The following is a 22,338-nucleotide window of genomic DNA, read 5'->3' on the forward strand; positions in this document are numbered from 1 at the left end:
GCCGCTGTGGGCGCGCCGTTGAGGGCTCGGCAGGCCCCGGAAAACACCGGTGCCGCCCTCTCAGGGGCGGCACCGGCGAAGCTGTGGGCGGGCTGTCAGGCGGCCGAACCGGCCTTCCACTGGGCCCAGTTCATGTTCCAGCCGTTGAGGCCGTTGTCCGGGGCGACCGTCTTGTCGCCGGTGTTCTGGACGACCACCACGTCACCGATCAGGGAGTGGCTGTAGAACCAGGCGGCCGGGGTGTTCGGGTCGCCGGCGCCCTTGACGTCCTGCAGACCGACGCAGCCGTGGCTGGTGTTGACGTTGCCGAAGACGGACGGCGCACCCCAGTAGTTGCCGTGGATGAAGGTGCCCGAGTTGGTCAGGCGCATGGCGTGCGGCACGTCCTTGATGTCGTACTCGCCCTTGCCGTCGGAGTCCTTGAAGCCGACGGTCGCGCCGTTCATCCGGGTCTGGGTGAACTTCTCGGAGATCACCATCTGGCCCTCGTACGTGGTGTGCTCGGGGGCGCCCGCGGAGATCGGGATGGTCTTGACGACCTTGCCGTCCTGCGTGACCTTCATCTGCTTGGTCTTCGCGTCGACGTAGGACACCTGGTTGCGGCCGATGTGGAAGGTGACCGTCTTCTGCTGGACGCCGTGGATGCCGGGCGCGCCCTCGACGCCGTCGAGCGCCAGCTTGAGGGTGACGGTGGAGCCTTCCTTCCAGTACTGCTCCGGGCGGCAGTCCATGCGGTTGGCGTTGAACCAGTGGCAGGCGACCTCCTGGCCGCTGCTGGAGGTGACCGTGATGCCCTTCTGGACGGCGGCCTTGTTGGTGATCGCCTTGTCGAAGTTGATCGAGACGGGCATGCCGACGCCGACCGTGGCGCCGTTGTCCGGGGTGAAGGTGCCTATGAAGCTGTGGGCGGGGGCGACCGTGGTGAAGGTGGCGTTCTCGTGGGCTGTGCGGCCCTGCGAGTCCTTCGCCTCCGCGGCGACCTTGTAGGTGGTCGAGCGCTCCAGCTGGACGCTGGGCTTCCAGCTCTTCTTGTCGGCGGAGAGCTGCCCGGCGACGGCCTTGCCGTCCTGGGTGGTGAGGGTGACGCCGGTGAGCGTGCCCTTGCTGACCGTGACGATGCCGGAGTTGTTGATCGACGCGTTGTCGGAGCCGTCCTTCGGCGAGACCGTGATCTGCGCCTCGGAGGACTTCTTCGCCGCCGCCGCGTCGGCCTGGGCCTGCGAGCCCTTTCCGTTGTCGGACGCCTTGGCGTCGTCGCCGCCGGAACAGCCGGTGAGGGCCAGAACACCGCCGAGCAGAGCGGACGCGGCCATCAGGCCCTTGCGCCGCTTACTGTCCGTCATCACACGCTTCTCCATCGTTGCCGATTCGCCGAAAACCCCGAGTGTCCCCGTAAGAACGTTCAACGCTACGTCCGTGCCGCCCCGTTCCCCCTCCACTGGATCTGTGGGGCACACCACGTCCAGGGCGTGCGGGTGGTGCGGGAGCCGGTCCGTGCGTCCCCTGAGACGACGAAACCCCGGACGGCGGTTGCCGTCCGGGGTGTTGGGTGCCCCCGGGACGCTCAGCCGATGCCGTCCTCTTCCTCGCCGTCCTCCTCATCATCCTCGTCCAGTTCCCACTCGGGCGAGTCCGGGTCGTACTCGACCCGCTCGCTCGACCAGGACGCCTGCTGCAGTTCCACCCCGGGCACCTCGCTGACCAGGTCGAACGGGTCGACGAGATACGCCAGGGCCTCCGCGGTGTCTTCCGTCACAGCTCCCTCGGCCTGGGTCCGCTCGGCCGCCGGCAGCTCCGGATCGGCGGCGATCCGGCGCAGCGCGGCCTTGCTCAGCTGCTCCTCGTCCTGCACCTCGAGGACCAGCTCCACCCGAAGCCGTACAAACCGTGATGTCTCTTCAGCGTTCATGGCGGGAGCGTACGGCCGAAACCTCCCGTGACTTTCCTGTGACCCGCGTCTTTCACTAACATCGCTGCCCACGGCCAATTCGCCAGCGTCACAAGGGGATCGATATTCCGTGTCATCCGCTCGCCGTCCGCTGCTGACCGCCACCGCCGCGGGCACCCTGCTGTGCGCCCTGTGGTTCGTCCCGTCCGCGAACGCGTCACAGGACACCCCGGCCAGAGCGGACGCGGAAACCTCCGCCACGCATCTGACGCAGCAGGCCAGGGCGGTGACGGCGGCGGCCGACGAGGACGGCCCCGAACTCGCCGACACCGGAAGCCCCGACACCACGCCGTACCTCGTCGGCGGCACACTCTTCCTCGGTCTGGGCGCCGGTTTCGTGGTCTATTCGGTGCGCCGCGAACGCATGGGCTTTTGATTTCCCTTGACGCCCCTTTGACGATCCGCACATAGTGCGCCCATGAAGAGATCATCGGGCGTACGGCTGTGTGCCGCCGCGGTGCTGGGCGCGCTGTCGTTCGCCCTTGTCACGGGCTGTTCCGACGGGGACCCGGGCGGGGACGCGAAGGACTCCGGTACGGCGGCGAAGCCGCTGGGCGCCGCCGAGTTGAAGAAGCTGATCATCGCCGACGGCGAGGTCCCCGGGTACGCGGTGGGGCCGGTGCCGGCCGCCCGCGCCCAGCCGATCACGACGGACAGCGCGGCGTGCCGGCCGCTGGCCCGTGTGATGAGCGCGCTCCCGCCGGCCGGCGCGGCGGCCCGGACCGGCCGTCTGGCGACACAGGACAAGAAGAAGACCCCCGCGGCCAAGCCGACTTCCCTGGACGACCTCGACGGCAGCGCGTTCGAGGAGGCGATGCGCAAGTCGCTGGACCGGGACCTGACCACGGTCACCCTGGCCTCGTACGAGGGGGACGGCGCCGAGAAGGCCCTCGCGTCGGTCTCCGCCGCCGTGAAGTCCTGCACCGGCGGCTTCCCCGGCAAGCAGGCGGGGACGGCGGTGCGGTTCACCAAGGTCGCCGAGGAGAAGGCGGCGGGCGGGGGCGACGGCGCGGTGGCGTTCACCGCGACCATGGACGCGGACGGCGGCGGCGCGGCCCCCGTCCACGCCGAGGTCGTCCGGCTCGGCAACACCCTGTCGGTGTACTTCACCTCGAACCTGGGCGCGATGATGGCGAAGAAGGCGTACACGGTGTCGCCGGAGGTCGTCGAAGCCCAGCAGGCCAAGCTGAAGTGACACGGCAGCAGAAAGGGGCCCCGCGCACGGCGGGGCCCCTGCCGTCGTGCCGGGACGTCACTGCAGCGGGCCGGTGACCGCCTCCACCGCGGCGACGAGGTGCCCGCCGCGCACGAACGCGTCGGCGGCGGCCAGGTCGGGCGCCAGGAACCGGTCGGGGCCCGGACCCTGCACACCGGCGGCGCGTACGGCCTCGATGACGGCCCGGGAGGCGGGCGCCGGGGTGAGGCCCTCGCGCAGCTCGATGGCGCGGGTGGCCGCGTACAGCTCGATGGCGATGATCCGGGTGAGGTTGTCCACGGCGGTGCGCAGCTTGCGCGCGGCCGACCAGCCCATGGACACGTGGTCCTCCTGCATGGCGGAGGACGGGATGGAGTCCGCGGAGGCCGGTACGGCGAGCCGCTTCATCTCGCTGACCAGCGCGGCCTGCGTGTACTGGGCGATCATCAGCCCGGAGTCGACACCGGCGTCGTCGGCGAGGAACGGCGGCAGGCCGTGGCTGCGGTTCTTGTCCAGCAGCCGGTCGGTGCGGCGCTCGGCGATGGAGCCGAGGTCGGCGGCGGCGACGGCGAGGAAGTCGAGCACATAGGCCACGGGTGCGCCGTGGAAGTTGCCGTTGGACTCCACGCGCCCGTCGGGCAGCACCACCGGGTTGTCGACGGCGGAGGCCAGTTCGCGCTCGGCGACCAGGCGGGCGTGCGCCATGGTGTCGCGGCCGGCGCCGGCGACCTGCGGGGCGCAGCGCACGGAGTAGGCGTCCTGGACGCGCGGGGCGTCGTCCTGGTGATGCCCGGTCAGGGCCGAACCCTTCAGCACCGCCAGCATGTTGGCGGCCGAGGCGCCCTGTCCCGGGTGCGGCCGGATCGCGTGCAGCTCGGGCGCGAGCACCCTGTCGGTGCCGAGCAGCGCCTCCAGGCTGAGGGCGGCGGTGACGTCGGCGGACTTGTAGAGGGTGTCGAGGTCGGCGAGGGCCATGATCAGCATGCCGAGCATGCCGTCGGTGCCGTTGAGGAGGGCCAGGCCCTCCTTCTCGCGCAGCTCGACCGGCTGTATCCCGTGTTCGGCGAGCAGCTCGCCGGCGGGCCGTACGACACCGTCGGGACCCTCCGCGTCGCCCTCCCCCATCAGGGTCAGGGCGCAGTGCGACAGCGGGGCCAGGTCGCCGGAGCAGCCGAGGGAGCCGTACTCGTGCACGACCGGGGTGATCCGGGCGTTCAGCACGTCGGCCATGGTCTGCGCGACCTCGGGCCGGACGCCGGTGTGCCCGGAGCAGACGGTCTTCAGGCGCAGGAACATCAGGGCCCGTACGACTTCCCGCTCGACCCGCGGCCCCATGCCGGCGGCGTGCGACCGGACGATGTTGCGCTGCAGCTGGGCGCGCAGTTCCTGGCTGATGTGCCGGGTCGCCAGGGCGCCGAAGCCGGTGGAGACGCCGTAGACCGGGTCCGGCTTGGCCGCCAGCGCGTCCACGATCTCGCGGGCCGCCGCGAGGGCCGCCACCGCCTCCGCCGACAACTCGACACGGGCACCGCCGCGCGCCACGGCGAGCACGTCGGACGCCGTGACACCCGACGTCCCCACCACCACAGTGTGCATATCCATATTCAGGAGCGTACGCATTGAATGCGGTGATGTCACTAGTGGGGAGCGGGGTTGACCCTTACCTCGGGATGTGGCCTTCGCCTCACGGCCGCCTCCCGCGGAACCTGCGCCGCTCGGCGGCCGACGGGTGCGGCGGCTCGTCGGCCAGCCGTACGACCGGATCCCCCGGCCCCTCCCGGCCCGCGACCACCGGCCGGTCCGCGCGCAGCGCCTTGGCCCGGTACTGGGCGGCGTCGGCGAGCCGGAACAGCCGCCGGGCGTCCTGCACCTCCCCGATCGGATCCTCGGTGGAGGCGACCCCGCACGCCACCCCCTCCCCCAGCTCCAACTCCCCGGCCCTGCGGCACAGTTCATCGGCGGCTTTGACCACCTCGTCGGCGGGCGGCCCGACGGCCAGCAGACAGAACTCGTCCCCGCCGAGCCGCGCGACCAGCGCGCCCGGCACCATCGCGCCGCACAGCGACAGCACCGAGCCGAAGCGCTCCAGCAACCGGTCGCCGACGGCGTGCCCGAGGGTGTCGTTGACCCGCTTCAGCCCGTTGAGATCGCACACCACCAGGCTGACGACCACACCCTCCCTGCGGTGCCGCTCCACGGCCTCGCCCAGACGCACGTCCACGGCACGGCGGTTGGCGAGTCCGGTGAGCGGGTCGGTGTACGCCAGGCGGCGGGCCTCCTCCAGCCGCTCGGTCTGCGCGAGCCCGGCGGCGACGACGGCGGCCAGCACGGTGGCGAAGTCGGCGTCACCGCGGTCGAAGACGGGAGCCTTGACGGCACGGGCGACGTACACCTCCCCCCAGGCCCGGCCGTGCAGCACGACCGGCGCGACCACACAGCACCCCCGGCCCCGGCGGCGCAGGGCGGCGACCCGCTGATGGAAGTACCCCGGGGTGCCGGCGGCGGTCCCCTCGGCCGTCTCCACCCACGCGTTCGGCCCGCGCCCTCCGGCCCACCGCTCGTGCAGGAACTCGGTGATCTCCGGGAACTGGTGCACCGGGTAGGCCTCGGACTCGGGGAACTCCTCCTCGTCCGGGCGCCGGTCCCCCACGTTCACGAGGACCCGCAGCCGGCCCAGCTCCCGCTCCCACACCGACAGCGCGGCGAAGCTGCCGTCCAGCGCACGGCACGCGCCACGCGCGGCGGCCTGCCACGAGTCCCGCGGGGTGCGCGCCGCCGCCATCCCCTGAGCCAGCGCCACGACTGCGGCTAGCCGCTTGTCCTCAGCCATTACTCCAGGTTAGGGAGGATTTGACGTATTCGGGACATTGATGGGGCGATCAGGTGGATGACCGTGCGGCCACGAGCCCGGGGCTGGTCACTCCCCGGGCCACTCCGGCTTGCGCTTCTCGTTGAAGGCCGCCACGCCTTCCGCCCGGTCCCCGGAGAAGGCCACGGTCCGCCAGGCCGCGTCCTCGACCTCCAGGCCCGCCCGGAGATCCAGCCCGTGCCCCAGCCGCAGCGCGCGCTTGGCGGCCCGCAGCCCGACCGGGGAGTTGCCGGCGATGCGAGCGGCCAGCTCCAGCGCCTCCTCGCGGTCCCGGCCCTCCTCCACCAGCCGGTCCACGAGCCCGAGTTCGGCCGCCTCCGCCGCCTCCACCCGCCGGGCGGAGAAGATCAGCTCGGCCGCGCGCGCCGCCCCGACCCGGCGCGGCAGAAGCTGCGTGCCGCCGCCCCCGGGGATCACGCCCACGGACACCTCCGGCAGCCCCACCACCGCCGTGCGGTCGGCCACGATCAGGTCGCAGGACAGGGCCAGCTCGAACCCCCCGCCCAGCGCGAAGCCGTGCACCGCCGCGATCGTCGGCATCGGCAGCTCCAGCACCGCGGTGTACGCCCCGCGCGTCACCGGCCGCTGCCGCCGCAGGTCCGCGTCGCTGAAGGAGTTCCGCTCCTTCAGGTCCGCCCCGACGCAGAACGCCCGCTCATGGGACGAGGTCAGCACCACCACGCGCGCGTCCCGGTCGGCGGCCAGCGCCGCGCACGCACCCGTCAGGGAGCGGGCCATCTCCGTCGAGACCGCGTTCATGGCCTTGGGCCGGTCCATCATCAGCTCCGCGACATGCCCGTGCCGCCGCACCAGCACGAACTCCCCGAACCGCTCCTCGCTCATGGCACCCTCCGGCTCACGTGTTAACGCGGGTTAACGCACTTTCGGCCCGATCATCGCAGCCGTACCCGATCCCGGGAAAGTCCAGGGGGCTACACCCGTTCGAGTGACATCCCGGCCGTCTCGCCCCACATCACCCACAGCACCGCATAGCGTGCGTCCGCCACTGCGGGGAGGGAAACCATGACACCGATACCGGACGAGACCGCAGATGCCGAGGTGACCGGCGAACCCGCCCCGCACCGCGGACGCCACCGCAAGCCGCGCCCCCGCAGGATCCTCCTCGCCGCCGGCGGTCTCGCGCTGGCGGCGGGCGTGCTCAGCCTGGTGCGGGTCGCACCGGAGTCGGGCACGGGCGCCCCGGGCACGGCGGAGGCGGAGCCCCGCCCCGGCGCGACGGACCACGCGGCGAACACGGCCGCCACGGTCTCGGCCACCCCCACCGCACTGCCGTCGGCGACCTCCGTCACGGGGGGCAGCGGCCCCGCACCCCTCGCCACCGGATCGCCCGAAACCACCCCGCACCCGACCACGCCCACCGGAGCCGACACGGCACCGGCCCCCAGCCCGCGGACCTCACTGCCCGGCACCCCGCCCCATCCCACGCACACGACACCCACCCCGCGCCCGACCCCCACCCCCACGCACCCGGCCCCGACATCGCCGGCGCCGAGCCAGAGCACTCCGGCCCAGGGCCCCGGCGGCCTGTGCGTCCCGGTGCTCGGTCTCTGCGTGGACGTACTGGGCGGCGGCACCGGCCACCAAGGAACCGTCGGGAACTAGGACTGCTGCCCGTCGCGACGAGCGAGCAGCCAGGGCTCGACCACGCCCAGCCCACGCACCGGGCGCTGCCACATCGGCTGGAGCGCGAACCGGTACTTCGGCGGCTCCTCGCCCTCCTTCTCGGCAGCCGCCGCGGCCTCGGCCGCCTCCGCCTCCGAGGCGGGCGCCTCACCGGTGCGGATCAGCTCCTCGGCGAAGGCGCTGTCCACCAGCACGGCGTCCCGGGGCGCTATGGAGGTCAGCCGGGAGGCCAGGTTCACCGTCGTACCGAACACATCACCCATCCGGGTGGTGACCGTGCCGAAGGCCATGCCGACCCGCAGCTCCGGCATCGTCTCGTCGTTCGCCAGCGTCTCGACGAGCCGCAGCGCGATGTCCGCGGCGGTACCGGCGTCATCGGCGGCGTACAGCACCTCGTCGCCGAGGGTCTTGATCAGCCGCCCGCCGCGCGCGGCGACCAGGTCGGCGGCAGTGGTCTCGAAGGCCTCGACCAGCTCCCCGAGCTCTTCCTCCTCCATCCGCCGCGTCAACCGGGTGAACCCCACGAGATCGGCGAAGCCGACGGCGAGCCGCCGGTCCACCATCTCCTCGTCGTCGGCCGACTGCACGACCCGCCCGGCCGAGGCGGCGAGCTGCCGCCGCCACACGTACACCAGGAACTCCTCCAGCTCGGGCAGGAGCAGCTCCACGATCGGATACGTCACTTCGGTGCGGGTCATCCCGGGCTCAGGCGGCTCGGTCAGCCCTTCCAGGAAGGAATCCATCTGCCACTCGGCCAACCGGGCGGTGGTCTGCCCCGTGGACCGCGCGACCTGCACCGCCATGGCCTCGCTGAGCAGCCCCGCCTCGACCAGACCGGCGAGCCGGCGCAGGGCGAGCACATCGGCCTCGGTCAGCGCCTTGGCCTGGCCGATGTCCGCGAACCCCATCGCCCGCCAGAACCGCGAGGCCAGCTCCATGGACACACCGGCGCTACGGGCCGCCTGGAACGGCGTGTAACGGCGCTCGGCGCCCAGAATGAGCTGCTCGAGGCGCAGGGCCAGCGGGTCCTCGCCGGAGTCGGCGGCGTCCGCGCCCTCGCCGGAGCCCGTGTCGTCGACGGTCACGCCTGCTGCCCTTCCGATCTGCCGCGGTCACGTTCCGACCGGCCTCAACTCTACGGCAGGTGTGCGCCAGCTCACTCCGTCGGGTTCGGCCGGTGGCCCACTTCCCGGTGCCGGGTGCGGCGACCGGCGTTGCCGCCGATCACGGCCCGCCGTGGCTGGTCGCGCAGTTCCCCGCACCGCTTACGGTGCGCTGCACCGCCGCCGCTGCGGGCAGTCGTGCCGCTGGGGCGGCACGGGTGGGCGCAGCGGCACCCCGCTCGCGCCGGCAAGCGACCCGACCCCCGGCCCGCACCGGCACCGGGCAGCCGGACAGCAGAGGGCACCGTCACGCGGGCCGCAGATGCACGATGTCCCCCGCCCCCACCGGCTCCCGCACGCCGGCCTCCGTCGCGATGACGAGCCGCCCGTCCCCGTCGACCGCCACCGCCTCCCCCACAACCGACCGCTCCCCCGGCAGTTCCGCCCGCACGGTCCGCCCCAACGTCGCGCACCCCGCCGCATACGTCTCCTGAAGCCCGCTGACCGACGGGTCCCCCAGGGCCGACCGCCACCGCCCGTACCAGTCCTCCAGCGACCGCAGCACCGCCCGCAACAGCGGATCCCGGTCCGTCCCCACCGCCCCGGCCAGCGCCAGCGACCCGGCCTGCGGCACCGGCAGCTCCTCCGCCCGCAGCGTGACGTTGATGCCCACGCCCATGACGACACCGTCCGCGCCGGCCCGCTCGGCGAGGATGCCCCCCGCCTTGCGCTCCTGGCCGCCCACGGTCACCAGCAGGTCGTTCGGCCACTTCAGCGCCGTGTCCACGCCCGCCGCCCGGGACAGTCCGGTCGCCACCGCGACCCCGGTGAGCAGCGGCAGCCACCCCCACCGGGCCACCGGAACCTCGGCGGGCCGCAGGTACACGGAGAAGAACAGCCCGGACCGGGCGGGCGCCGTCCACCGGCGGTCCAGCCGCCCCTTGCCCGCCGTCTGCTCCTCCGCGACGAGTACGGCGCCCTCCCCGGCCTTCCCGGCAGCCACCCGGTCGACCAGATCGGAGTTGGTGGAGCCGGTGCGCTGCACCACGTCCACCGCGCTGTACAGGCTCCCTTCGCGCACCAGCGCACGCCGCAGAGCCGCGGCGTTCAGGGGCGGACGGTCCAGATCGGACCAGCGACTGTCATCTGATGCATTGTGCGGCGTCATGCAAGTCACCCTAGGTGTGGGAAACGCCGCACTGCCGACCCACCGCCCCAGCACTACTCTACGGATGAGTAACCGTCCCCCCTTTTGAGCAGGCAGGGAGCCGCGATCCCGATGTCCGAGCCGGAAGAGATCGACATCCACACCACCGCGGGCAAGCTCGCGGACCTCCAGCGCCGTATCCAGGAAGCGACGCACGCCGGCTCGGAACGCGCCGTCGAGAAGCAGCACGCCAAGGGCAAGCTGACGGCCCGTGAGCGGATCGAACTCCTCCTCGACGAGGGTTCCTTCGTCGAGCTGGACGAGTTCGCCCGGCACCGCTCCACCAACTTCGGCCTGGAGAAGAACCGCCCGTACGGCGACGGCGTGGTCACCGGCTACGGCACCGTCGACGGCCGCCCGGTCGCCGTCTTCTCGCAGGACTTCACCGTCTTCGGCGGCGCCCTCGGCGAGGTCTACGGCCAGAAGATCGTCAAGGTGATGGACTTCGCGCTGAGGACCGGCTGCCCGGTCATCGGCATCAACGACTCCGGCGGCGCCCGGATCCAGGAGGGCGTGGCGTCCCTCGGCGCGTACGGCGAGATCTTCCGCCGCAACACCCACGCCTCCGGCGTCATCCCCCAGATCAGCCTGGTCGTCGGCCCCTGCGCGGGCGGCGCGGTCTACTCCCCCGCCATCACCGACTTCACCGTCATGGTCGACCAGACCAGCCACATGTTCATCACCGGCCCGGACGTCATCAAGACCGTCACCGGCGAGGACGTCGGCTTCGAGGAGCTGGGCGGCGCCCGCACCCACAACACCGCCTCCGGCGTGGCCCACCACATGGCCGGCGACGAGAAGGACGCCATCGAGTACGTCAAGCAGCTGCTGTCGTACCTGCCGTCCAACAACCTCTCCGAGCCCCCGGTCTTCCCGGAGGAGGCCGACCTCGCCGTCACCGACGAGGACCGCGAGCTGGACACCGTCGTGCCGGACAGCGCGAACCAGCCGTACGACATGCACACGGTGATCGAACACGTCCTGGACGACGGCGAGTTCTTCGAGACCCAGTCGCTCTTCGCGCCGAACATCCTCACCGGCTTCGGCCGGGTCGAGGGCCACCCGGTCGGCGTCGTCGCCAACCAGCCGATGCAGTTCGCCGGCTGCCTGGACATCGACGCCTCCGAGAAGGCGGCCCGGTTCGTGCGCACGTGCGACGCCTTCAACGTCCCGGTGCTGACCTTCGTCGACGTCCCCGGGTTCCTGCCGGGCGTCGACCAGGAGCACACCGGCATCATCCGGCGCGGCGCCAAGCTGATCTTCGCCTACGCGGAGGCCACGGTCCCGCTCATCACGGTCATCACCCGCAAGGCCTTCGGCGGCGCGTACGACGTCATGGGCTCCAAGCACCTGGGCGCCGACCTCAACCTGGCCTGGCCGACGGCCCAGATCGCGGTGATGGGCGCCCAGGGGGCGGTCAACATCCTGCACCGCCGCACCATCGCCGAGGCGGAGTCCGCCGGAAACGGCGAGAGCACCAGGGCCCGGCTGATCCAGGAGTACGAGGACACCCTCCTCAACCCCTACGTCGCGGCCGAGCGCGGCTACGTCGACGCGGTGATCATGCCGTCCGACACCCGCTCCCACATCGTCCGCGGCCTGCGTCAGCTGCGCACCAAGCGGGAATCCCTGCCTCCGAAGAAGCACGGCAACATCCCCCTGTAAGGAGCCGCTGTGACGATCAAAGTCGTACGGGGCAACCCGACCCCGGAGGAGCTGGCCGCCGCCCTGGCGGTGGTCCGCGCCCGCGCCGCGGCGGCAGCGGCCCAGCCGCCCGGCGCGCAGGGCCCGAGGGACGCCTGGTCGGACCCGTCGCGGATCGCGGCGGCCCGCCTGCCCCAGCCGGGGCCGGCGTCCTGGACCCGCACCTACTGGCCGAGCTGAGGCAGCGGCGGGCCGGGCGGGCGCCAATTGAGTACCCGTACTCAGGCGCCCGCCCGGCACCAGGCAGCACGCTGGACGAATGCTGTGGTCAGACCCGGAGGACGAGCCGCCGGAAGAACTGCGCGAGACGGAGCACATGCTCCGGCGGCTCGGCTTCCTGATGGCCCTGGCGATGGTCCTGGCGATGCTCGTGATCGGCCTGCGGTGAACGCGCGACGCGAGGTGAGCCGACCGGCGCCCCGCCGCTAACCTGGCCGCATGACCGCTACGCGCCGCAGGCGACTCGTGCTCGCATCGCAGTCCCCCGCCCGGCTGGGCCTCCTCAGGCAGGCCGGCCTCGACCCCGAGGTGATCGTCAGCGGGGTCGACGAGGATGCCGTCACCGCACCCACCCCGGCGGAGCTGGCGCTCGCCCTGGCCGAGGCGAAGGCCTCGGTCGTGGCGGCCAAGCCCGAGGTGCAGGGCGCCCTGGTGATCGGCTGCGACTCGGTGCTGGAGCTGGACGGACAGGCCCTCGGCAAGCCCGCCGACGCCGAGGAGGCGACCGCCCGCTGGAAGGCGATGCGCGGGCGGGCCGGCATCCTCCAGACGGGGCACTGCGTCTGGGACACGCAGGCCAAGCGGTACGTGTCCGCGACCGCCTCCACCGTGGTCCGCTTCGGCGAGCCCAGCGACGAGGAGATCGCCGCGTACGTGGCCTCCGGCGAACCTCTTTACGTCGCCGGGGCCTTCACCCTGGACGGCCGTTCGGCGCCGTTCATCGAGGGCATCGACGGCGACCACGGCAACGTGATCGGCATCAGCCTGCCCCTGGTGCGCAGGCTGCTGGCCGAACTGGGCGTCGGGATCACGGAGTTGTGGTCACCGGCCGAGTGACCTGGCGGGCACGGAGTCCCGCGGCTCGTCGTCCCCGCCGTCCCCGTCCCGCGGCTCGTCCGCACGGGGCGCGGGTACGGCCGCCGGGGCCGGGGCCGGCTCGGTCTCGGCCTTGGGGTCGCCGCCCGGGTCCGCCGCACCGCCCGGCGCGGTCTCCTGCGGCCCGGCGTCGCGGTCGTACGTCATGAGCAGCAGGACGACGAGGCCGAGCACCACCACCATGAACAGGAACGCCGTCCAGCCGACCAGGCCCCACGCGAAGGCGCCCAGCAGGCCGTGCACGACCGCCACGCTGATCAGCAGGACGCGGCCGAAGCCCGCGGGGGCGCGGTCGCGTATCGCGACCAGGGCGGCCACCAGCGCGCACAGCGCGAAGTAGAGGCCGAAGACGATCCCGCCGATCTTCGAGGACGTCGCCATCACGTTCGGGTCGAGGCCGGCCAGGGACATGTCCTGGCGGTCGACGACCATGCCGAGGAACCAGTTCAGCGCCGCGATGAAGAACGCCTCCGCCAGAAGGACGATCGCCACGACCCATGCCACCGGTCTGCGCACCACCGGTCCCCACCCACTCTCGAGCCAGCTACGTGTTACCCCAGGTATGTTCGGGCCATCGCGAACGCTACTAACGGGTAAACCGCGGGACAAGGGTTCGCGCCCCGGCAAAGAATCATTGGGCCATTCGTAGGGACTCGACAAAGAAACAGAGTGGGCCGCAGCACGCTCTCACAGAGACCTTGACCACATGACAGGGCTAGGGTTTCCCGGAGGACCCCTGCGTACGACCGGTGCGACAAGGGTTTTCGCGGGTCGAGCGAGCCTCGCATCACGCTCCGTGTGGGCAAGCTCACCATTGGGGACGGGTCGAAGTGCCGTGTCGGCAGTCCCTAAACTCGGCTTGTTTCAAGGAGGGAGCCTCAATCGTGCGCAAGGTGCTCATCGCCAACCGTGGCGAAATCGCTGTCCGCGTGGCCCGGGCCTGCCGGGACGCCGGGATCGCGAGCGTGGCCGTCTACGCCGACCCGGACCGGGACGCTCTGCATGTCCGCGCCGCGGATGAGGCGTTCGCCCTGGGCGGTGACACCCCGGCCACCAGTTATCTGGTCATCGACAAGATCCTGAACGCGGCGCGCGAGTCCGGCGCGGACGCCGTCCATCCGGGGTACGGCTTCCTCTCGGAGAACGCCGACTTCGCCCAGGCGGTGCTGGACGCCGGCCTGATCTGGATCGGCCCGCCGCCGCAGGCCATCCGCGACCTCGGTGACAAGGTCGCCGCCCGGCACATCGCGCAGCGCGCCGGCGCCCCGCTGGTGGCCGGCACCCCGGACCCCGTCTCCGGCGCCGAGGAGGTCGTGGCCTTCGCGCAGGAGCACGGCCTGCCGATCGCCATCAAGGCCGCCTTCGGCGGCGGCGGCCGCGGCCTGAAGGTCGCCCGGACGCTGGAAGAGGTCCCGGAGCTGTACGACTCCGCCGTCCGCGAGGCGGTCGCCGCCTTCGGCCGGGGCGAATGCTTCGTCGAGCGCTACCTGGACCGTCCGCGGCACGTGGAGACCCAGTGCCTGGCGGACAAGCACGGCAACGTGGTCGTCGTGTCGACCCGTGACTGCTCGCTGCAGCGCCGGCACCAGAAGCTGGTCGAGGAGGCCCCGGCGCCGTTCCTGTCCGAGGAGCAGGTCGCCGAGCTGTACCGCGCCTCCAAGGCCATCCTGAAGGAGGCCCGCTACGAGGGCGCGGGCACCTGTGAGTTCCTGGTCGGCCAGGACGGCACGATCTCGTTCCTGGAGGTCAACACCCGGCTCCAGGTGGAGCACCCGGTGACCGAGGAGGTCTCCGGCATCGACCTGGTGCGCGAGATGTTCCGCATCGCCGACGGCGAGGAGCTGGGCTACGACGACCCGCCGCTGCGCGGTCACTCGTTCGAGTTCCGCATCAACGGCGAGGACCCGGGCCGCAACTTCCTTCCGGCGCCCGGCACGGTGACGAAGTTCGACGCCCCCTCGGGCCCCGGCGTCCGCCTGGACGCGGGCGTGGAGGCCGGCAGCGTGATCGGCCCGGCCTGGGACTCGCTCCTGGCCAAGCTGATCGTGACCGGCCGTACCCGCAAGGAGGCCCTTCAGCGGGCCGCGCGCGCCCTGGACGAGTTCCAGGTCGAGGGCATGGCGACGGCGATCCCCTTCCACCGCGTGGTGGTCAGGGACCCGGCGTTCGCCCCCGAACTGACCGGCTCGACCGATCCGTTCACGGTCCACACCCGCTGGATCGAGACCGAGTTCGTCAACGAGATCAAGCCCTTCGCCGCCCCCGCCGACATCGAGGCGGAGGAGGACACGAGCCGCGAGACGGTCGTCGTCGAGGTCGGCGGCAAGCGCCTCGAGGTCTCCCTGCCGGCCTCGCTCGGCATGTCCCTGGCCCGCACCGGCCTCGCGGCCGGCGCCAAGCCGAAGCGCCGCGCGGCCAAGAAGTCCGGCCCGGTCGCCTCCGGTGACACCCTCGCCTCGCCCATGCAGGGCACGATCGTCAAGGTCGCGGTCGAGGAGGGCCAGGAGGTCAAGGAGGGCGACCTGGTCGTCGTCCTGGAGGCCATGAAGATGGAGCAGCCGCTGAACGCGCACAAGGCCGGCACCATCAAGGGCCTGAGCGCGGAGATCGGCGCGTCCGTCACGTCCGGCGCCGCGATCTGCGAGATCAAGGACTGACGCCACCGCTTCACCGCGACGCCCGGTGGACCAACCTCGGTTGGCCTGCCGGGCGTCCGGCTTTCGGCGCAGGGGACTGCAGCACCCCAGGGGCGCGGGGCTTTCCTCGATGTGCGGCTACCGCCGCGTGGGCGCGACCAGCCACGACGAAGCCGCAGTCACACGACGGCCTGTAGCCCTGCGGCGATGAGGCACTCGCACCTTCAGCGCCGCCGCAGATCAGCAACACGCCCCCGCTCGGCCCCCGCCGGCTGGTCCCCCAGCACTCCACGCAACCCGCCTCCAGAGACCCCCCTCCTCGGCCCCGGCAGCGGAGCTCGTCGCGCCGGGGCCTGCTCACCCCCCGAAGAACTCCCGGTCCCGGCCACGGCGATCTGCACCCCCTGGTCGGCGAGGGCCTGCAACTCGGTGGCGGCGCGGTCGTCGTGGGCGGGCGGCTCGTCGGTGACCAGGCGGGTGATGAGGTCGGTCGGCACGGTCTGGAACATCGTGTCGGTGCCGAGCTTGGTGTGGTCGGCGAGGACCACGACCTCCGCGGCGGCCTGGACGAGGGCCCGGTCGACGGACGCCGAGAGCATGTTGGACGTGGAGAGCCCGCGCTCGGCGGTCAGACCGCTCCCGGACAGGAAGGCCTTCGACACGCGCAGCCCCTGCAGGGACTGCTCGGCGCCGGAGCCGACCAGGGCGTAGTTGGAGCCGCGCAGGGTGCCGCCGGTCATCACGACCTCCACCCGGTTGGCATGGGCCAACGCCTGGGCGACGAGGAGGGAGTTGGTGACGACGGTCAGGCCGGGCACCCGCGCGAGCCGGCGGGCCAGCTCCTGCGTGGTGGTACCCGCGCCGACCACAATGGCCTCGCCCTCTTCGACGAGGCCCGCCGCGAGGTCGGCGATGGCCGTCTTCTCGGCGGTCGCGAGATGCGACTTCTGCGGAAAGCCCGACTCCCGCGTGAACCCACCGGGCAGTACCGCACCGCCGTGCCGGCGGTCGAGGAGTCCTTCTGCCTCCAGTGCCCGCACGTCCCGCCGTACGGTCACTTCGGAGGTCTGGACGACGCGGGCGAGTTCACGGAGCGACACGGCACCGTTCGCTCGCACCATTTCGAGGATCAGTTGGCGACGTTCAGCAGCGAACACGAAACTGACAGTAACCCCAGCGACCGTCTGGTTTCAGCAGTTTGCGCCGAATAACAGAAGTTGTTCGCACGGCAGGGGCGGAAGTGGTATAGGACCTATCCGCCCCGACTATGCCGAACGCACACGCGGCGACTCCCCGTGACCAGCGGGAAGCCGGATCCGGCCGTCAGGCCTCCGCGCCGGTCTTGCGGGTGTGCAGCTGCCGGGCCACCTCCGCGATCGACCCCGAAAGGGAGGGGTACACGGTGAACGCGTTCGCGATCTGTTCGACGGTCAGATTGTTGTCGACGGCGATCGAGATGGGGTGGATCAGTTCCGAGGCGCGCGGCGCGACGACGACACCGCCGACGACGATGCCCGTGCCCGGCCGGCAGAAGATCTTCACGAAGCCGTCCCGGATGCCCTGCATCTTGGCGCGCGGGTTGCGCAGGAGCGGGAGTTTGACCACCCTCGCGTCGATCTTGCCCGCGTCCACGTCGGCCTGCGTGTAGCCGACGGTGGCGATCTCCGGGTCGGTGAAGACGTTCGAGGAGACCGTCTTCAGGTTCAGCGGGGCCACCGCGTCGCCGAGGAAGTGGTACATGGCGATGCGTCCCTGCATGGCGGCGACGGACGCGAGCGCGAAGACTCCGGTCACGTCACCGGCCGCGTAGACACCGGGAGCGGTCGTGCGGGACACCTTGTCGGTCCAGATGTGCCCGGAGTCGCGCACCTTGACGCCGGCCTCCTCCAGGCCGAGCCCCGCGCTGTTGGGGATGGCGCCGACGGCCATCAGGCAGTGCGTGCCGCTGATGACCCGGCCGTCGGCCAGCGTGACCTCCACCCGGTCGCCGACCCGCTTGGCGGAGGCGGCGCGGGAGCGGGCCATCACGTTCATGCCACGGCGCCGGAAGACGTCCTCCAGCACGGCGGCGGCGTCGGGGTCCTCACCCGGCAGCACGCGGTCGCGCGACGACACCAGCGTGACCTTGGACCCCAGGGCCTGGTAGGCGCCGGCGAACTCGGCGCCGGTCACGCCGGAGCCGACCACGATCAGCTCTTCCGGCAGCTCGGTGAGGTCGTAGACCTGGGTCCAGTTCAGGATGCGCTCGCCGTCGGGCTTGGCGTCGGGCAGCTCGCGCGGGTGACCGCCGGTGGCGATGAGGACGGCGTCGGCGGTGAGGGTCTCCTCGGTGCCGTCGGCGGCGGTGACGACGACCTTCCGGGACCCGTCGAGGGCCTGCATGCCCTCCAGCCGGCCGCGGCCGCGCATGACCCGGGCGCCGGCGCGGGTGACGGAGGCGGTGATGTCGTGCGACTGGGCGAGCGCGAGCCGCTTCACACGCCGGTTGACCTTCCCGAGGTCCACGCCGACCACCCGCGCCGCCTGCTCCAGCGGCGGGGTGTCGTCGGCGACGATGATCCCCAGCTCCTCGTACGAGGAGTCGAAGGTCGTCATGACCTCGGCCGTAGCGATAAGGGTCTTCGACGGCACGCAGTCGGTCAGCACCGACGCTCCGCCCAGACCGTCGCAGTCGGCGACGGTCACCTCCGCACCGAGCTGGGCGGCCACCAGGGCCGCTTCGTATCCGCCGGGTCCGCCACCGATGATCACGATCCGAGTCACGTACTCCATTGTCCCGCACGCTTCAAGGTGCTACTGCCCGGGGGCGCACACGAGTGTCGTACGGGGCGCGAGGGACGGGGACTTTCCCTGCCGTACCCTCTCCCCATGTCGCTCTATGCCGCGTACGCCGGCAACCTCGACGCGCGCCTGATGTCCCAGCGCGCCCCGCACTCGCCGCTGCGCGCCACGGGCTGGCTGAACGGCTGGCGGCTGACGTTCGGCGGCGAGCAGCTGGGCTGGGACGGCGCGCTGGCGACGATCGTCGAGGACCCGCTCGCGGCGGTGTTCGTCGGCCTGTACGACATCGCACCCCCGGACGAGGAGTCCCTCGACCGGTGGGAGGGCGTGGGCCTCGACCTCTACCGGCGGGTGCGCGTGCGCGTGCACACCCTCGACGGCGAGGAGACGGCGTGGACCTACGTCCTCAACGCCTACGAGGGCGGCCTTCCGTCGGCACGCTACCTCGGCGAGATCGCCGACGCTGCGGAATCAGCGGGGGCACCCCACGACTATGTGATGGAGCTGCGGAAACGCCCTTGCTGAGCCGGGGTGGGTCGGGCGGTCGCAGCGTGGGCACGGGGCGGTTCGTCGGAAACAACAAGGCAACGAATGCAATCCCGTGACGTCTGTCATCTACGCGCGTAGGCGAAGAGCGGCTACCCTCGTGCACGTGAACGCATCTCTTCTTCCGGACGACATCCAGGGCGACCCGTACGCCGCCGCCGACGCCGCCGCCGCGCGCCTGCGCGCCCTCACCGGCGCCGAGACCCACGACGTCGCCCTCGTGATGGGCTCCGGCTGGGCTCCGGCCGTCGACGCCCTGGGTGCTCCTGACGCCGAGTTCCAGGTCACCGAGCTGCCCGGCTTCCCGCCGCCGGCCGTCGAGGGGCACGGCGGCAAGGTCCGCTCGTACTCCTTCGGTGACAAGCGCGCACTGGTCTTCCTGGGCCGCACGCACTACTACGAGGGCCGCGGCGTGGCCGCCGTCGCGCACGGCGTGCGTACGGCCGTGGCGGCCGGCTGCAAGACGATCGTGCTGACCAACGGCTGCGGCGGCCTGCGCGAGGGCATGCGCCCCGGCCAGCCGGTCCTGATCAGCGACCACATCAACCTGACGGCCACCTCCCCGATCGTCGGGGCGAACTTCGTCGACCTCACGGACCTGTACTCCCCGCGCCTGCGCGCCCTGTGCAAGGAGATCGACCCCACCCTGGAAGAGGGCGTCTACGCGCAGTTCCCCGGCCCGCACTACGAGACCCCGGCCGAGATCCGCATGGCCCGCGTCATCGGCGCGGACCTGGTCGGCATGTCCACGGTCCTCGAGGCCATCGCCGCGCGCGAGGCGGGCGCCGAGGTCCTGGGCATCTCCCTGGTCACCAACCTGGCCGCGGGCATGACCGGCGAGCCCCTGAACCACGAGGAGGTCCTCCAGGCCGGCCGCGACTCGGCGGCCCGGATGGGAGAGCTGCTCGGACAGGTGCTGGGCAAGCTGTAAGCAGCAGACACCCCCGCCCCGGCACCCAGGCGGCTTGCGGGGCCCGGGGGTCTGCGGGGCCTCCGGAGCCTGCGGGGGTTGCACGCGTCCCCTCGGCCCGCCCTCCAGCCGAACGAGTCTGCCGGGCGGGTGGGCAAACGGGGGTCTGGGGGCGGAGCCCCCGGTGGACCAGGCAAACACGGAGAGGTTGATCCCAAGGTGCACGACGATCTCATCGCCCGGGCCGAGGCATGGCTCGCCGAGGATCCCGACCAGGAGACCCGCGACGAACTCGCCAGGCTGATCGAGGCCGGTGACGTCAAGGAACTGTCGGCCCGCTTCAGCGGCACACTGCAGTTCGGCACCGCCGGCCTGCGCGGCGAACTCGGCGCCGGCCCCCTGCGCATGAACCGCAGCGTCGTCATCCGCGCCGCCGCCGGCCTCGCCGCGTACCTGAAGAAGAACGGCCGGACAGGCGGCCTCGTCGTCATCGGCTACGACGCCCGCCACAGGTCCGCCGACTTCGCCCGCGACACCGCCGCCGTGATGACCGGCGCCGGCCTGCGCGCCGCCGTACTCCCCCGCCCGCTGCCCACACCCGTCCTGGCCTTCGCGATCAGGCACCTGGGCGCGGTCGCGGGCGTCGAGGTCACCGCCAGCCACAACCCGCCCCGGGACAACGGCTACAAGGTCTACCTCGGCGACGGCTCCCAGATCGTGCCGCCCGCCGACGCGGAGATCGCCGCCGAGATCGACGCGATCGCCTCGCTGAACGACGTACCCCGTCCCGAGGCCGGCTGGGACACCCTGGACGAGTCGGTGCTGGACGCGTACCTGGCCCGTACGGACGCGGTCCTGGCCGCCGGCTCACCCCGTACCGCCCGCACGGTCTACACGGCGATGCACGGCGTCGGCAAGGACGTCCTGCTCGCCGCCTTCGCCCGCGCCGGCTTCCCCGAGCCGGTCCTGGTCGCCGAGCAGGCCGAGCCGGACCCGGACTTCCCGACGGTCGCCTTCCCGAACCCGGAGGAGCCGGGCGCGATGGACCTGGCGTTCGCCCAGGCCCGTACGACCGGCCCCGACCTGGTCATCGCCAACGACCCCGACGCCGACCGGTGCGCCGTGGCCGTCAGGGACGGCGAGGACTGGCGGATGCTGCGCGGTGACGAGGTCGGCGCGTTGCTGGGCGCCCACCTGGTACGGCGCGGTGCGACCGGGGTGTTCGCCGAGTCGATCGTCTCCTCCTCGCTCCTGGGCCGTATCGCCGAGAAGGCGGGCCTGCCGTACGAGGAGACCCTGACCGGCTTCAAGTGGATCGCCCGCGTGGACGGCCTGCGCTACGGCTACGAGGAGGCCCTGGGGTACTGCGTGGACCCCGAGGGCGTGCGCGACAAGGACGGCATCACCGCCGCCCTGCTCATCACCGAGCTGGCGTCGCAGCTGAAGGAGGAGGGCCGTACCCTCCTCGACCTGCTGGACGACCTCGCCGTGGAGCACGGGCTGCACGCCACCGACCAGCTCTCGGTCCGCGTCCAGGACCTCTCGCTCATCGCCGCTGCGATGCGCCGCCTGCGCGAGCAGCCGCCGACGGAGCTGGCGGGCCTGGCCGTCGTCCGCGCGGAGGACCTCTCGCAGGGCACCGACCGGCTTCCGCCGACGGACGGGCTGCGGTACGCCCTCGAGGGCGCCCGCGTGATCGTCCGCCCGAGCGGCACCGAGCCGAAGCTGAAGTGCTACCTGGAGGTCGTGGTCCCGGTCCCGGACCACACCGCCCTCCCGTCCGCCCGCACCCACGCCACGGAACTCCTCGACGCGATCAAGCGAGACCTGTCGGCGGCGGCCGGCATCTGAGACGCGGGGGAAGGCCGGGGGCGCTCCCATCGGGGCGCCCCCTTTTGCCGATGGCGGGCAAGCGGATCGCGCATTTGCCGATGGCGGGCAGGCGGATAGCGCCGTTCGCCCGCGACACCGCCCCTGCCGGCCCCTACCCCAGGGCCAGGAGAATGGCCAGCAGTACCGCGCCCGCCACTGCGGGGGCGATCACCTCGTAGGCCCAGCGCACGGTGACCTCGCCCTGGGCCGGTTCCGTGTCGCCCCGGCTCTGAAGGAGTTCGCGGAGTTCGTCCATGACCTGGTCGCCCTCGGCGCGGGTCGGGCCGGACGGGGCCGTGGCGGCGCCGCTGAAGGAACCCATGCCGCCGATCGCCCCCGCGCCCCGCATGCCGCCGAAGCCGCGCCGCGTCGAGTCCGTGCCCCTCGCCGCGTCCGCCGCCGCCCGGGCCTTGCGCATCTCCGCCTTCTTGCGGGCCCGCAGCGACACCGGAATCGACCACAGCTGGAACTTGGCGCCGGACTTCGCGACGACCTCGTTGGAGAAACCGGAGCGCAGCGAGGCGACCGCACCCCAGGGCAGGCTGATCACCCGGAACGGGTTGCGCACCCGGAGCCGGTCCTCGCCCGCGAAGACCGCCGGGCGGAGCGTGAAGGCGATCACCAGCGGCACGATCAGGATCAGCGCGGCCAGCGCCAGCCACGGCGTACGGCCGTGTCCCTGGAACAGCGCGTCGAAGCCGAGCCAGCCGATGACGAGCAGCAGCAGTACGCCGCCGATCAGCGCCAGGGGCGAGCGGTAGACCCGGTCCTTGGTTCCGGACGCCGGCGGCTGTGACGCGGGTGACTGGTGGTCGGGGGTGGTCATGG

The 22,338-nt window shown here is 72.2% G+C and carries 22 protein-coding genes; 11 read left to right on the forward strand and 11 right to left on the reverse strand.

Translation table 11 applies throughout. From position 1 onward, the window contains the following. Nucleotides 1–95 precede the first annotated feature (95 nt). Entirely contained in the window at nt 96–1,343 is a 1,248-nt protein-coding gene (locus AB0950_RS01705) for an Ig-like domain-containing protein (RefSeq protein WP_360149009.1), read from the reverse strand. 221 nt (nt 1,344–1,564) lie between these two features. Beyond that, complete coding sequence (locus tag AB0950_RS01710; protein ID WP_366777568.1) at nt 1,565–1,909, reverse strand: hypothetical protein; 345 nt, start codon at nt 1,907–1,909, stop codon at nt 1,565–1,567. Nucleotides 1,910–2,018: 109 nt separating this feature from the next. Between AB0950_RS01710 and AB0950_RS01715 the strand changes: the two genes are divergently transcribed. Continuing rightward, nucleotides 2,019–2,324 carry a hypothetical protein gene (locus AB0950_RS01715; protein WP_360149015.1) on the forward strand — a complete coding sequence of 102 codons (306 nt, stop codon included), beginning with the start codon at nt 2,019–2,021 and terminating at the stop codon, nt 2,322–2,324. Between the two features lie 42 nt (nt 2,325–2,366). Further along, on the forward strand, nt 2,367–3,143 hold the full coding sequence (locus AB0950_RS01720) for a hypothetical protein (protein ID WP_366777569.1): 777 nt from the start codon (nt 2,367–2,369) through the stop codon (nt 3,141–3,143). 57 nt (nt 3,144–3,200) lie between these two features. Here AB0950_RS01720 and hutH read toward each other — a convergent pair whose 3' ends face one another. The 3 genes from hutH to AB0950_RS01735 form a co-directional block, all read right to left on the reverse strand. Beyond that, nucleotides 3,201–4,739 carry a histidine ammonia-lyase gene (hutH, locus tag AB0950_RS01725; RefSeq protein WP_366777667.1) on the reverse strand — a complete coding sequence of 513 codons (1,539 nt, stop codon included), beginning with the start codon at nt 4,737–4,739 and terminating at the stop codon, nt 3,201–3,203. Nucleotides 4,740–4,827: 88 nt separating this feature from the next. Beyond that, nucleotides 4,828–5,973, reverse strand: a complete 1,146-nt coding sequence (locus tag AB0950_RS01730) for a GGDEF domain-containing protein (RefSeq protein ID WP_360149021.1) — start codon at nt 5,971–5,973, stop codon at nt 4,828–4,830. A gap of 87 nt (nt 5,974–6,060) precedes the next feature. Continuing rightward, nucleotides 6,061–6,855 carry an enoyl-CoA hydratase-related protein gene (locus AB0950_RS01735; RefSeq protein WP_360149024.1) on the reverse strand — a complete coding sequence of 265 codons (795 nt, stop codon included), beginning with the start codon at nt 6,853–6,855 and terminating at the stop codon, nt 6,061–6,063. A gap of 180 nt (nt 6,856–7,035) precedes the next feature. On the opposite strand from AB0950_RS01735, the gene AB0950_RS01740 reads away from it, so the two are divergent. Beyond that, a complete protein-coding gene (locus tag AB0950_RS01740; RefSeq protein ID WP_360149027.1) occupies nt 7,036–7,635 on the forward strand; it encodes a hypothetical protein in 600 nt (199 codons plus the stop codon). On the opposite strand, the gene AB0950_RS01745 is transcribed toward AB0950_RS01740, so the two are convergent. Together AB0950_RS01745 and AB0950_RS01750 are read right to left on the reverse strand one after the other, a co-directional pair. After that, the gene (locus AB0950_RS01745) at nt 7,632–8,741 is read right to left on the reverse strand and encodes an adenylate/guanylate cyclase domain-containing protein (protein WP_360149030.1); all 1,110 of its coding nucleotides are present in this window, start codon (nt 8,739–8,741) and stop codon (nt 7,632–7,634) included. The genes AB0950_RS01740 and AB0950_RS01745 overlap by 4 nt on opposite strands. Before the next feature lie 325 nt (nt 8,742–9,066). Next, on the reverse strand, nt 9,067–9,927 hold the full coding sequence (locus tag AB0950_RS01750) for a biotin--[acetyl-CoA-carboxylase] ligase (RefSeq protein WP_360149033.1): 861 nt from the start codon (nt 9,925–9,927) through the stop codon (nt 9,067–9,069). Nucleotides 9,928–10,038: 111 nt separating this feature from the next. On the opposite strand from AB0950_RS01750, the gene AB0950_RS01755 reads away from it, so the two are divergent. The 4 genes from AB0950_RS01755 (at nt 10,039) to AB0950_RS01770 (ending at nt 12,726) form a co-directional block, all read left to right on the forward strand. After that, a complete protein-coding gene (locus AB0950_RS01755) occupies nt 10,039–11,631 on the forward strand; it encodes an acyl-CoA carboxylase subunit beta (protein WP_360575539.1) in 1,593 nt (530 codons plus the stop codon). Nucleotides 11,632–11,640: 9 nt separating this feature from the next. Continuing rightward, nucleotides 11,641–11,850 carry an acyl-CoA carboxylase epsilon subunit gene (locus tag AB0950_RS01760; RefSeq protein ID WP_360149037.1) on the forward strand — a complete coding sequence of 70 codons (210 nt, stop codon included), beginning with the start codon at nt 11,641–11,643 and terminating at the stop codon, nt 11,848–11,850. A 79-nt stretch (nt 11,851–11,929) separates the two neighbouring features. Next, nucleotides 11,930–12,058, forward strand: a complete 129-nt coding sequence (locus AB0950_RS01765; protein WP_360575538.1) for a hypothetical protein — start codon at nt 11,930–11,932, stop codon at nt 12,056–12,058. Between the two features lie 50 nt (nt 12,059–12,108). Continuing rightward, nucleotides 12,109–12,726: a nucleoside triphosphate pyrophosphatase gene (locus AB0950_RS01770; RefSeq protein WP_360149042.1), complete on the forward strand. Its 618-nt coding sequence runs from the start codon at nt 12,109–12,111 to the stop codon at nt 12,724–12,726. On the opposite strand, the gene AB0950_RS01775 is transcribed toward AB0950_RS01770, so the two are convergent. After that, a complete protein-coding gene (locus tag AB0950_RS01775; protein WP_360149045.1) occupies nt 12,712–13,284 on the reverse strand; it encodes a hypothetical protein in 573 nt (190 codons plus the stop codon). The two genes, AB0950_RS01770 and AB0950_RS01775, sit on opposite strands and share 15 nt — an antisense overlap. Nucleotides 13,285–13,649: 365 nt before the next feature. On the opposite strand from AB0950_RS01775, the gene AB0950_RS01780 reads away from it, so the two are divergent. After that, entirely contained in the window at nt 13,650–15,422 is a 1,773-nt protein-coding gene (locus tag AB0950_RS01780; protein WP_360575536.1) for a biotin carboxylase N-terminal domain-containing protein, read from the forward strand. 203 nt (nt 15,423–15,625) lie between these two features. Here AB0950_RS01780 and AB0950_RS01785 read toward each other — a convergent pair whose 3' ends face one another. Both AB0950_RS01785 and AB0950_RS01790 read right to left on the reverse strand, forming a co-directional pair. Further along, a complete protein-coding gene (locus AB0950_RS01785) occupies nt 15,626–16,558 on the reverse strand; it encodes a DeoR/GlpR family DNA-binding transcription regulator (protein WP_360149051.1) in 933 nt (310 codons plus the stop codon). A 166-nt stretch (nt 16,559–16,724) separates the two neighbouring features. Continuing rightward, nucleotides 16,725–18,173: an NAD(P)H-quinone dehydrogenase gene (locus AB0950_RS01790; protein ID WP_360149054.1), complete on the reverse strand. Its 1,449-nt coding sequence runs from the start codon at nt 18,171–18,173 to the stop codon at nt 16,725–16,727. 96 nt (nt 18,174–18,269) lie between these two features. Between AB0950_RS01790 and AB0950_RS01795 the strand changes: the two genes are divergently transcribed. From AB0950_RS01795 to AB0950_RS01805, 3 genes are all read left to right on the forward strand, one after another. Next, the gene (locus AB0950_RS01795; protein WP_360149057.1) at nt 18,270–18,707 is read left to right on the forward strand and encodes a gamma-glutamylcyclotransferase; all 438 of its coding nucleotides are present in this window, start codon (nt 18,270–18,272) and stop codon (nt 18,705–18,707) included. 127 nt (nt 18,708–18,834) lie between these two features. Next, entirely contained in the window at nt 18,835–19,659 is an 825-nt protein-coding gene (locus tag AB0950_RS01800) for a purine-nucleoside phosphorylase (protein WP_360149060.1), read from the forward strand. Nucleotides 19,660–19,857: 198 nt separating this feature from the next. Beyond that, nucleotides 19,858–21,489: a phospho-sugar mutase gene (locus tag AB0950_RS01805; RefSeq protein ID WP_366777570.1), complete on the forward strand. Its 1,632-nt coding sequence runs from the start codon at nt 19,858–19,860 to the stop codon at nt 21,487–21,489. Nucleotides 21,490–21,622: 133 nt separating this feature from the next. On the opposite strand, the gene AB0950_RS01810 is transcribed toward AB0950_RS01805, so the two are convergent. Further along, nucleotides 21,623–22,336 carry a PH domain-containing protein gene (locus AB0950_RS01810; RefSeq protein WP_366777571.1) on the reverse strand — a complete coding sequence of 238 codons (714 nt, stop codon included), beginning with the start codon at nt 22,334–22,336 and terminating at the stop codon, nt 21,623–21,625. Nucleotides 22,337–22,338: the final 2 nt, after the last annotated feature.

Origin of the sequence: Streptomyces sp. NPDC007189 (assembly GCF_040703635.1) — a bacterium.
Taxonomy (GTDB): domain Bacteria; phylum Actinomycetota; class Actinomycetes; order Streptomycetales; family Streptomycetaceae; genus Streptomyces.